At 70.1% G+C, this 11,577-nt stretch carries 10 protein-coding genes and 1 pseudogene; 7 read left to right on the forward strand and 4 right to left on the reverse strand.

Annotated elements, in window-relative coordinates; all coding sequences use genetic code 11:
• Window positions 1-165: 165 nt before the first annotated feature.
• From ON30_RS35145 to ON30_RS42650, 4 genes and pseudogenes are all read right to left on the reverse strand, one after another.
• Entirely contained in the window at window positions 166-726 is a 561-nt protein-coding gene (locus tag ON30_RS35145) for a GNAT family N-acetyltransferase (RefSeq protein WP_040714768.1), read from the reverse strand.
• Entirely contained in the window at window positions 723-2,036 is a 1,314-nt protein-coding gene (locus tag ON30_RS35150; RefSeq protein WP_040714770.1) for an NsdA family TPR-like regulatory protein, read from the reverse strand. The genes ON30_RS35145 and ON30_RS35150 overlap by 4 nt, the downstream gene beginning before the upstream one ends.
• A 56-nt stretch (window positions 2,037-2,092) precedes the next feature.
• Window positions 2,093-2,515, reverse strand: coding sequence for an aminotransferase class IV (locus ON30_RS40790; protein ID WP_218006346.1), 423 nt, complete (start codon window positions 2,513-2,515; stop codon window positions 2,093-2,095).
• Between the two features lie 70 nt (window positions 2,516-2,585).
• Window positions 2,586-3,398 (reverse strand): annotated as a pseudogene (locus ON30_RS42650) (aminotransferase class IV); the annotation flags it as partial.
• A gap of 134 nt (window positions 3,399-3,532) precedes the next feature.
• On the opposite strand from ON30_RS42650, the gene ON30_RS35165 reads away from it, so the two are divergent.
• The 7 genes from ON30_RS35165 to ON30_RS35195 all read left to right on the forward strand — a co-directional run bounded on the left by ON30_RS35165 (window position 3,533) and on the right by ON30_RS35195 (window position 11,558).
• Entirely contained in the window at window positions 3,533-4,483 is a 951-nt protein-coding gene (locus ON30_RS35165; RefSeq protein ID WP_169334982.1) for a hypothetical protein, read from the forward strand.
• A 2-nt stretch (window positions 4,484-4,485) separates the two neighbouring features.
• Window positions 4,486-4,950, forward strand: coding sequence for a hypothetical protein (locus ON30_RS35170; protein ID WP_157184080.1), 465 nt, complete (start codon window positions 4,486-4,488; stop codon window positions 4,948-4,950).
• Between the two features lie 284 nt (window positions 4,951-5,234).
• Entirely contained in the window at window positions 5,235-7,034 is a 1,800-nt protein-coding gene (locus ON30_RS35175; protein ID WP_040714779.1) for an amino acid adenylation domain-containing protein, read from the forward strand.
• Window positions 7,031-8,002, forward strand: a complete 972-nt coding sequence (locus ON30_RS35180; protein WP_040714782.1) for a hypothetical protein — start codon at window positions 7,031-7,033, stop codon at window positions 8,000-8,002. Before ON30_RS35175 ends, ON30_RS35180 begins: the two co-directional genes overlap by 4 nt.
• Window positions 8,003-8,111: 109 nt before the next feature.
• A complete protein-coding gene (locus tag ON30_RS36850) occupies window positions 8,112-9,101 on the forward strand; it encodes a nucleoside hydrolase (protein ID WP_083911908.1) in 990 nt (329 codons plus the stop codon).
• The gene (locus tag ON30_RS35190; protein ID WP_040714784.1) at window positions 9,098-10,321 is read left to right on the forward strand and encodes a cytochrome P450 family protein; all 1,224 of its coding nucleotides are present in this window, start codon (window positions 9,098-9,100) and stop codon (window positions 10,319-10,321) included. The genes ON30_RS36850 and ON30_RS35190 overlap by 4 nt, the downstream gene beginning before the upstream one ends.
• Window positions 10,281-11,558, forward strand: a complete 1,278-nt coding sequence (locus tag ON30_RS35195) for a cytochrome P450 family protein (RefSeq protein ID WP_051030453.1) — start codon at window positions 10,281-10,283, stop codon at window positions 11,556-11,558. The genes ON30_RS35190 and ON30_RS35195 overlap by 41 nt, the downstream gene beginning before the upstream one ends.
• Window positions 11,559-11,577 lie beyond the last annotated feature (19 nt).

The raw sequence follows: 11,577 nt of genomic DNA on the forward strand, positions 1-11,577 counted from the left end.
ACGGAACTGTTTCGTAGCACACGTGGGGATTTGCGGCGGGTGCTTGAGGTGTGGGCCCTGTGGCCTAGAACCATGCCTTTTCCGCCCTTTCGGATGAGCGACTTTCGCTCGACTCGACCATGCTCGTCGGGGAACGAGCTGATCGGTGTCGCGAGGGTAGCCGGATCAGCTCACTCTGAGCGGCCGAGTCAGTACGTCCAGCGTTGGGGCGTCGTCCCAGGAGGGGGTCAGGGTGCCGATTCTCGTCCAGCCCCAGCGTCGATATTTTGCGTATGCCCGCTCGTTGTTGGGCTCCACGAGCAACGTTGCTCGTGACTCGTTGCGTGTCCGGAGTAGTTCGTCGTGGAGGCTGCGGGCATACCCTTGTCCGGTGTGCTCGGTGTAGACCATGATCTCCGAGAGCGCGAATGTGCGTGTCCCGTCTTCACGGGTGAATGTGGCGTGGTCTTCGGTTTCGTCGTCGAGGCGCAGTCCGTCCCACCATGCGGTTGTCGGGGTCAGCGGCCAGCCCCATGCTTGTCCGACTCCGTGACCGGAGAGGTAGGCGACTACCAGGTCGAACTCGGGGTTGCGGGTGTATGCGTCGAATCGTTCGGCGAATGCTGTGGGGGAGTCGAAGGGGTCGCCGGAGGCGATCGCGTCGGTGTAGGAACGGGTGAAGATCGCCATGATGGTGTCGCGGATTTCGCGGGCCTGGTCGTGGTTGTAGCGGCGGAACTCGATCATGTGCGCGCCTGTCCTTTGCTGGTGAGGGCGTCGAAGCGTGCGCGGAACTCGGCTGCTGCCGGCAGTGACTGTAGAGCCTGGCGAACTGGTCCGAGGACTTTCAGTGTGCGGGGGGAGGTCACCGAGTATTCGAGCTGATCCAACACCGGGAGCGCTCCTTCGAGCGCGCCGTCCAGTTCGCCGATCTGGGCGCGAGCCTTCGCTGCCCATGCGGCCGCGTTCACTCGGTTGGACGGGCTGGCGTCCTCGGCGACGGCGAGGTCGAACAGGGCGACAGCGGCCTTGCTGCGGCCGACGTCGGCGCAGCCGCGGGCCTCGTGGCCTCGGATCTCCTGTGGGCCGACGAATCGCAACCAGGCGGGGCAGTCCTCGGGCGATTCGTGCTGCTCGGCACGTTCGAGTTCTCGCCACGCGGTGGTGATGGCGCGGCCGAATCCGTCCGCGTCGCCGAGCACTCCGAGCGCTGCGGCTTCCCGCACGGCGATCAGAGCGTGTATTCGTGAGGGTGGTTGGCGGCGCATCGCGTCCGCGGCGCGCGCCACCAAGGGGAGTGCGCGGGAGGCGGATCCGATGCCGGTGCGGGCCAGCGACACCGGTTGCAGGGCGGCGGTGAGACAGGTGTAGGCGGTTAGCCAGTCGTGGTCGACGGTGCCGGCGAGGGATCGAGCCTCGGTGAAGCATTTGCGGGCGAGGGCGTGGAGGTCGGCGTCGTAGGCGAGCCAACCAGTTTGGGTGGCCAGATCACCGACAGCGCACATCAGTCGTCGACCGACGCTCTGGCTGTAGGTGCCGTTCTCGACCAGAGCGAGGCCGGCATCGAGCGCGGCCGCCGCGCGCTCGACCAGCGGGGCGCCACCGGACTGTTGCAGATCACGCTCGAGCTGTGCGTTGATCTCCTCGATGCGGGCGACGTCGGTGGCGCCGACGTGGACTGAGGTGAAGCTCGTAGTGGCTGCGGCGACAGCGAGAGTGCCGAACGTGCGGCGTCGCATCTCGTCCTCCTCTGGGGACATGAGGGCACCTCCAGGGTGCCCGCTCACGGCCGACCGCGCCTCCGTCAGTGTTCCCGTGTCGTCGGGCATGACTTCGAGGAAGCGCGCTCGCTCGTCGGGGTCGAGTCGGGACAGGGATCTGTCCAGGGCTGCTTGGTTGACCGGGCGCGGGGTGATGGCGGCGCCTTTGGCTTCCCAGACCGAGACGATGCGCGGGCTGACGCCCAGATGCGCCGAGAACTCGAGCAGACTCATCCGGCGAGCCGCGCGCAGCGCGACGACGTAGGCCCCTGTCCACTGTTGAACCAGCGGTGTCATCGCTTCCCCCTTCCGCGCGTTTGCACGTCAGCCTATCGGTGCCTGCGCTGCGGCGATCAGATCTTCTCCGGCGGGATGGATTCGTAGTGTGCGCGCAGTTCCGCGACCAGCGGGTGTTCGGACCATGCGGTGTCGTCCACGGCGGCGATGGTGCGCACGCCGGTGGCCGCGTTGGTCGCCACCGCGCCGACGTAGCCGGCGAGGTCGGTCACGGTGATGGTGTGGCTGAGGACGTCCTCGTCGCGGTCCTGGTTGATCAGGCACATGGTGATGCCCGAGAGCATGTCGGCGGCGGGCCAGACCAGCTGGCCGGATTCGCTGATGAATCCGATGTTGCTGGTCGCGATCTCGCTGATCGTGCCGTCGGGGGCGGTGAACAGGACGTCGTCGTAGCCGCCGCGCTGGGCGAGGGCTCGTTGATGGACGGCACCGAAGAGCCCGACGTGCTTGATCTCGGGGTGGTCGCGGGAGTAGACCACCGGATCGCAGCCGCAGCGGGGGCTGTGCGGCTAGGGGTGCGGGTCGGGTCGTGACCAGGACGTGAGGGTGAGCCGGGCCACCGGGGTAGGGCAGGCCCAGGTCGGGGTCGAAGACGGTGACCCGCGCGATCACCGGACCGTCGGTGCGAGCGACCGCCTCGCGGAGGTGGTCGCGCACTCGGTCGGTGTCAAGGTCGGCGTCGAACACGCTGCGGCAGTCCCGGGTGAGGCGATCCAGGTGCAGGCCAAGCCCGCGCACCCCGCCGTGGTGGACGGCCATCGAAGTGAAGTGCGCGTATCCGACCAGCGCGAGCCTCGCGAGGTCATCTGCCGTGGCGGGTCTGCCGTTGAGTTCCATAGGGCCAGTCTGACACCGGAATCGACGTCCGGGGCAGACCCACGAAGTGAAGTTGCAGTGCAATTGCAGTGCCTTGCAGTGATTGTGCAGTTCCCCGCGGCGACGGTTGGGGTGATGCTGAGATGCATGACCAATCCTGCTCCGGCAGTGCGCTTTCACGATCCGCCGCATGGATCGGCGTGCCTGCCTCGCGTGGTGAACGCGAACAATCCGAACGACAGGGCCGTGCCGGAGGTGGTTCCGATGCGCCCTCCGGGCGTGGGTGCGCTGTGGCTGACCGAAGCGTTCACCGATGGGGTCGGCGCGTGGTTCTCGGTGGTGCGCTCGATCGTCTCCGGCGTCGTTCACGCCGACGTGAACGTGCGCGTTGCCGAGGCTGGTCGGATGCCAGCGGGTACCGCGCGGCACGAGGTTCGGGACCACGACGTCACGCAGGGGGTGCCGTCGTGGGTCGCTGCGATCCAGCCGAGTCGGTGTGGCGGCGCACATCACCGTGACATCGGACCGGACGCGCGTCGGTGGCATGTGACGGTGTTCGACTCGGCGGGCCGATGCCCGCGACTCCGGGTGGGGGCGATCTGATGTCGAGTGACGTTGTGCGGCAACAGGTTGCGCCGTCTCCACTGTGTGATGGTTTCGCTTCAGCGCCGTTGGGGTGTGTGTACTGGGATTCGAGCTGTGCTGATCCGGTCCTGATCGCGGCTTGTCGTCAGCGGCTGGACCCCCGCAGCGCCGGGGCCAGAGCTGCGGTCCTGGTCACCGGCAGACGTATCGAGGTGTACGCGCGGGGCTCGATGGGCGCGAGCGCCGTTGCGGTCGAAACGCTCGGGGGCGGCGGGCAGAGCGTGGGCGGGGTGGAGGCGACGCTGCACCGGTTGGCCACGATCGCAGTGGGACTGCGTTCACCGTTGCTGGGCGATCGGTTGATCCTGGACCAGGTCGCGCGCACGGGGCAGCGGCTGCCGGATCCGCATCCGCTCAAGCCGGTGTTCGCCGAGACCGTCGCGCTGGCGCGTCGCGTCCGTGAGGAGCACGACCTGGTCTCACCGCCGGGGTATCCGGAGATCGCGTTGGCGATCCTGGGCGCCGACACGCGCCTCGAGTCGGACGCGGTGGTCGTGCTGGGCGCGGGTCGGTTGGGGCGCGCGGTGGCCCTGGCGGCGGCCGCGGCCGGTCGTCGGGTGCTGGTCGTGACCCGTACCGTTCGTCGCGCTGAGCGCGCGCTGCGCGGAGTTGGCGGTCTCGGGCGGGTAGTGACGGTCCATGATCCTGCGCAGGTCGGTTCGGTTCTGCCGATGTCTTGGGATGCGGTGGTGGCCACCGACTTCGACCACGAGTATCTGCCCGTGGTCGCGGCGTTGGTCGACAGCCGGGGGTGTCGCCACGCGATCGACCTGTCGGCGCTGCCGCTGTACCGGGGATGCTCGCGCCGCTACACCAACCTGGCCTCGGTGCGGGCAGGGGACGCGATCGAGGCGCACAACGCCGCGTACGCCTCGCGAGCCACCGCAGCGCGACATCGGCTGGATCTGCATTACGGGATCGCCGCGCGCCCCGCGCACCGCGCCGTCGGACCCGACCGGATGTGCCTCGCGGCGGGATGGAGGTGATCGTGACCACCGCCCCGAGCCCTGACAGCCCGCCGCGCACCACGGTCGGCGCCGTCGAGGAGACCGGTCCCGCCCGCTACGCGAGGGTTGAGGTGTTCGACCTCGCCGAGGAGCGGTGTGCCGCCCGGGCCGAGGAGTTCGCGAGCACCACCGCCTTGTTGTGGATGGCCAGTGAGGCGGTTCGGGTGGCGATGGTCGACACCGCGGCCGCGCTGATCGAAGGTCTGCGCACGATACATGCCCGGCCCGGCGCTGATCGCTGGTCGAGGGCGACGCTGCTGATTCGCTACAACCCGGCCTCGGGTATGGGCGTGCTGGAGATCTTCGATACCCCGCCGCGGCGGGGCCGGGGGCGGCCGCGCCTGAGCGAGCGGCGACTACCCGATCGACGCGGCGTCGAGTGGCCGCGCTATCGGTTCTTCCGGCTCGGGTGTGTGCGCGTCGGGACCGAACGCCTCGCGACCTAGCCGGCGAGAGACTTCCCCGTACCGACACGGCCGACGGATGTGGGGAACCCGGGGGAGCCCCTGGACCGACCGGACTCGCCGGTACGACCCCCGAATGCCTCGGGGCTCGTCCGTCGAGAGGTCCAGGGGTCTCCCACAGACCCGCGTCGCCGCGGCAACGTACGGCGCGAAACCGATCAACGCAAGTGACATCGAATCATGGGGATGGGCAAAGCAATTCATGCCACACGCATCGCTGGTGCGTGCACCGTCCAACCGTGTCGATCGAGAGTAGGTGATTCCCCGTGACTTCGGCGATTCCGCAGCGATGGCTGGTCACCGCCGACACCGTCGCCGCCCTCGTGGAAGCGATCCACGGCCCCGAGGTGGGGGCGACGAGTCGACTCCACGACGACGTCTTCGGGGCTCCGCCCGGCGGCGAACCGCCCGGCGCCCCACTGAGGGGGACACAAGTGCCGAGCTTGGGCCGACTGCTCGGATCGAGCACCGATTCGGGTACACAGCAACGATTGCTCGCCCGGGCGATGATCGAGGACTCTGGGATGATCGCCGTGCTCACCGCGCACTTCGGGGTGCTCGACGCGGTCCTCGCCGAGGACCGGGGGCGGCACGGAGTGGACCGGCAGCGGGTCCGTGATGACCTCGCCTGTGGGGCGGTGATCGGCGCGGCCGCCCTGAGCGAGCATTCGGCGTGGGACCCGCGCTCGCAGCGTACGACCGCGACGTGGGACCGGGACCGCGGCGAGTTCGTGCTGTCCACTCCGGATCTCGGTGCGACCAAGCGCACCGCCCATCCCGAACGCACGGGCATCGTCGTGACCGTGGCGCGGATGATCGTCGACGGCCTCGACCACGGGCCGCGCGCGTTCCTGGTGCGGCTGCGTGATCGCGACGGCGCCCTGCTCGACGGCGTCGAGCTGATCACGCTCATGGGCAGCGGCGACGAGCCGTCACCGACGGTCATCGAGTTCACCGACCTACGTCTACCGCCGCATGCCCTGCTCGGCGCGCGACACCACGCGGACCGGACTGACGCGCAACCGCCGGCGGTGCGCGCGATCGGCGACCGCCACCGCCTCGACACCTCCACCGCGGCCGCGGCCGCCGCCCGCGCGGCGCTGGTGGGGGTGGTCGATACCGAGTCCGCCACCGCGCACGCACACCTCGACATCGAGACCGCTCTCGAAGTCGCGCTCACCTACGCACTGAGCGCGTTCGTCCGTGCAGCGCGCGCACCGGCGACACACGACAGTCGACAGGTGATGGCGGCGCTGACCGCTCACCTGCTGCCCGAGCACGCCCGTCGCGTGATCGACTGGAGCGCTGCCCGTTTCGGCTCCGATGCCAACCCGCACATTCGGCGACACGCGCGGTGGCTGGCCGCCCTCGACACCCTCCAGCGCCACCATGGCCGGTGGTGGGGATCCGAGGAACTCACCGAGACGCTCGCCGACATCGACCTCGACGAACTGACCCTCCCCGCCGCGGCAGAATCCGGATTACTCGACGGTCTCGGTACCGTCCATCGCCTGTGCGGCAGGTATGAGCAATTACCGGTAGGTGCGGGAAACCGTTGGTGGATGGCCTATCTCGAGTATCGGGTGGACATGCTGCAACGGTTGTCGCGCGGCTGCGCAGACACAGCCGACCTCGGATTCGGTCGCCGCGCCGTGACGGCCGAGTTGGCGACGGCCACCGCCGAACGACTCGCAGCGACCGCGCTGCACGCTGCGTCTGCGCGCACGCCTGAGCCCACCGCCAGGCTGCTGCTGGAGGCGATGGCCGATGTCTACGCCCTGCATTGCATCCGCCGCCACGCCGGCTGGTACGCCGCGCACAACCGATATCGCCGCAAGACCGCCGTCGCGATCGTGATCGCGTTGCGCGCCAACCTCGCGAAGATCGCCGCCCACCTGCCGACTCTGACCGCGGCGTTCACCGACCCGCCGCGCGCGTTCCCCACCGGCGAGGACTCCGACACCGCCACTGCCGACACCTGCGAGCCCGAGCACATCCATGAGCCCGGACCGCCCTCACCGACCCACTCCAACACCCTCCCCGAACTCAGGACCGAGAACAGATGACCGACCACACCACACCACCCCTGCTCGACGCTCCGTTGATCGTCGCGACGACCGCGGGCGGTGAGCCGGGAACAGCGCTGGGGCTGGCCCTGCTCGCCCTGACCCGACCGGGCCTATCGCTGGTGATCGCCGCCGACGAGTTCACCGACCACCGACGCGCCCGATTCACCCGGCACCTCCTCGACACCCTGGGACGCGACGACGTCCAGGTGGTGCCCGGCATCTGCCGCCACGAAGACGGTCGCTACCGCCCGCCCACCAGCCGATACTGGACCGCCCACCGGCTGACCCCCGACCACCTCACCGTCACTGACCGCGACACCTACACCGCCGTCGCGGAGGTCTGCCGCGCCCACCCCGCCACCCCGGTCGGATTCTGCAACCACGCACCGCTGACCGACCTCGCCCACCTGCTGGCCCTCGATCAGGGCGCGCCGAACCCGCTGGGCCTGGCCTCGCGCCTGACCGTCTGGCAGAGCGGCGGCGGACTCGACGGATCGGGGGAGCGACCCGAACCCCGCTTCGCGGTCGACCTGACCGCCGCCCGCACGGTGCTGTTGACGGCACGCAGGATGCGCCTGGTGCTGCCCGCGCGCACCGCGCACCTGCCCGCCCTGGAACCAGGATCCGCGATCCACCGGGTCCTGGCCGAATCCGACCGGCCATGGGCCGCGCTGCTGCTCGCACACCTCGATCAGGCACGACACGCCACGATCGCCGCCCGACATCTGGCCGACACCGTAACCGCCTCCGCCGCAGCAGGACTCGGATCCGTAGACTTCGCTCCCACGGGGTTCACCCTCGCCGAGAACGGCCGACTCATTGTCGGGCCGGGCGACTTCGAGGTCCCGATGTCGACCTCGGTGAACTCCGACGCAGTCATGGACTGGGCACTGGCGACTCTGCACGGCGACGGGGCCGACCACGCGGGCGTTCCCGTCGCGGCCATGCGAGCGATGGCCCGATGAGCGCCGTGATCAACCGGCACGCCGGGAGCGCCCGGTCCCGCAGTACCACCCTGCCGATCACGGCCGGAGCGAACCGCACTCGCCCGCGCCGACGCGACCGGTGGGGGCGATGATGGCGCCGGTCCCGTGGGTGTCCCCGCCGCGCACGTCGTTGGCGGCGGGCGTGGTGTGGCCGATCCTGCCCGAGAGCCTGGGTGTCCCCGCGGTCGTGGACGTGGATCTGGGCAACACCCCGGATCGAGCCTTGGCGTTGTGGGCGGCCGCGCGGTCGCTGCGCAACCTGTCGCTGGTGGTGAGCAGTGACGAATACGGGGGGCGCCGCGCCGGGCTGGCCGCCCGCCTGGTGGACCTGATGGGCGTGGACGCGGCGGTCGTGGCGGGCGCCGAGCACGCGGGAGCGCAGCGACGGTGGGTGTGCGAGCACCTCGTCGACGACCGCGCGCCGGCGGTGGTGTCGACGGACCTTCTGGGGCAGCTCGACAAGATGACCGCCTGTCACCCGCAGGGCCCGATTCTGTGGATCGTGTTGGGTCCGGCGACGAATCTGGCCCACGCGATCGCGGCCCGGCCAGGGTTGGCGGCGCGGTTGGTCGTGGTGATGCAGGCCGGAACCCGACGTCGCGGCAACGCCGAACGCAACATCCGTCTCGATCCCGTCGCCGCGCGCACCGTGGTGGCGGCGAGTTCGCGGGTGGCGAGTCTGCGCATGCTGCTGGCCGAGCATGTCCCGCACGAGCCCGCAACGGCCGTGTTCGACGCCCTGTCCGGATCGAGCTCACCGGCATGGGATCTGCTCGCCGAGTGTGCGCGGGCGTGGATGGCAGCCCGGAACTCCGCGCCGCCGATGCGCGCGGTGCTCACACTGGCGTGGGCCGCAGGGCTCCCCGTGGTGGAATCGGCGTTCACCACTGTCGCGATCACCGATCACGCGGAGCTGGTCGCGGGGAAACCGGCGGCCGCCGGTGCGCACCTGTCGACCGCGGTCGCGGACGAGACGTTCTCTCGATGGCTGCGCGGTCGCCTCGAGACCGCGCCCGCGAACGATCCACACCGCCGCGGCGCAACGTCGCGGAACTCCTCGGCGGGCTCGATCGGGTGAGCGGGCGAGCGAGGGACATCCCCGATCTCGACGCGCCCGACCGCGCCGAGGGCCCGACCGCCCTGGCGGGTGCGGGCAAGGTCGTGCCCGCCCGGATCGGCGGGCGGCCGGTGTCGGTGGTTACCGACTACGCCACCGCGCTGGCGTTGATGGACACCGAACGATTCCCACCCACACCACTCAACGGCGCGAGGCCGCTGCACTGCCCGGTGGCCGGTGTCCTGCGCCCGGCCGGGGACACGATATTCGGCCAGAGCTATCGAGAATTTATGGCGAACACCGACTCCGAGGGGATCCGGTCGCGCGCGATCGAGTCCGCCGATCGGTTGACCGGCCGCTTCGTCGAGCGCGGGCGCGCGGATCTGCTCACCGACTACGCCCAGCCGTTGGCACGCGAGGTTTTCGCCGGACTACTGGGACTGTCGGAGTCGGTCGAGCCGCTCGTCGTGGAAGCCGCCACCGCGCTGCGGGCGGCGGCGGACCTCGACGCCGCCGCCCACCGACTCCTCACCGTGGTGGCCGAGGCGATCGCCACGGGTCAAGCATCCCCGAGCACCGGATTCGCCCGCGCGCCACATTCCTCGCCCGAGCACAGCGCGCGCTGCGTGGCGGCACTGTACGCCGCGGGCCTGGAGCCGACGTGGAATCTGATCGCCAACACCCTGTTGCGGTTGATGATCGACCCGGATCTGGATCCGATCCGCCACGGCGGCGGGGTCTCGGTGGAGGCCGCGGTCGAGCTCACCGTGCTGCGCGATCCGCCGATCCCGTACGCGGTGGTGGCCTACCCGCACACCCCGGTCGAGTTCGAGCACGGGTGGCTCTCGCACGAGGTCCCGGTGATCGTGTCGATCCTCGACTGTCACCGCGATCTGGACCGCGCTGAGCTGCCCGGGGGACAGGACGCGCACCTGGGGTTCGGCGCGCGTGACCGGCAATGCCCGGCCGCGCGGATGGCGCGGACGGTGGCGGTGTCGGCGGTGGAGATGCTGCTGGACTGGGTCCCCGACATCGCGTGGGGCTCACCGAACCCGCCGCGCTATCTGCCCGGCGCCGCCCGTCGGGGGTTGACCGCGCTGCCGGTGGTCTTCGCCCCCACCCACCTCATGAACCCCCTGCACGAGACAGCCACCTTCAGCGAGGCCGAGCGCCGACGAATCGAGCAGAGAGACAGTGACTTTGAACGCCCCCGCAGCGGTCGCCATCGGCGATCTCGGTGACCCGTACCCCCTGCACACCCCCGAGTTCGCCGCCGACCCGTACGCCGCGTACGAGGCGATGCGGTTGCGGTTCGGGCCGCTGGCCCCGGTCCTACTGCATCCGGGAGTGTCCGCCACCCTGGTGTTGGGGTATCGCGAAGCCGTCCACATCCTGCACGCGACCGACAAATTCAGCGCCGATCCCACACGGTGGGTCACCGGGGGCGGGCTGCCCCGGGGGTGTCCGATCGCGCCGATGATCGGACCGCGCCGCAACTCGTTGCGCACCGGTGGCACCGCCCACGACCGCTACCGGGCCGCGACCGTGGCCGCGTTGAGCGGCATCGATGACCTGATGGTCCGCGACCTGATCGCGGAACGCAGTGTCGCGTTGGTCAACGGGTTCTGCCGGCGCGGCCGCGCCGATCTGCTCACCGACTACATCACCCCGCTGGTGTTCGAGGTGATCTGCCAGATCCTGGGATGCCCGCCCGCCCTCGGGGCGATGGTCGCCCAGGCCAGCGCCGCGATGTTCGACGGCATCGACACCGGCGCGGTCGACGACATGCTCACCACCGCCCTCGGACGCCTGATCGCCCTGCGTCGCCACAGCCCCGGTCAGGACGTGACGACCCGGTTCCTCAACCATTCCGCCCGGTTGACCGATCGCGAACTGATCGACCAACTGTTGACCGTGTTCGCCGCGGGCAGTGAACCGTTGGTGAACCTGATCGCCAACGCCCTTCTGCTGATACTGCGTGACCCCGACTTCACCGGCCGCGACGGTCGCCACGGGGAGCCCACCGGCGCGGCGATCGCGCGGGTGCTCAGCCAGGACCCACCGATGGCCAACTACTGCATCACCTACCCGAGGGCCCCGACCCAGCTCGACGTCATCCGCACCTTCCCCCACACCCGCCGGGTCACCATCGCCCTGCCACCGCATCAGCCGGTGGTCGTCAGCATGGCCGCGGCCGCGACCGATCCCACCATCGCCGCCGGCGAGCGCGAACTCGCCCGCAGCGCCTGGAATCTGGGCTGGGGCACCGGACCGCACGCCTGCCCGGACCCGGCCCGCACCCTGTCCCAACACGTCGCCGCCGAGGCGATCGATCACCTGCTCGACTACATGCCCGACCTCCACCTGATCGGGCAACCCCACTGGCGGCCGGGCCCGTTCCACCGTGCCTTGGCCGAACTTCCCGTGACCTTCGACCCCCGCCCACCCTTCCCTGCCCCGCACGACCGCAAACAGTGAACCTGACTGCCAAACAATG

The sequence above is a fragment of the Nocardia takedensis NBRC 100417 genome (genome assembly GCF_000308695.1).
Classification (GTDB): Bacteria; Actinomycetota; Actinomycetes; order Mycobacteriales; family Mycobacteriaceae; genus Nocardia; species Nocardia takedensis.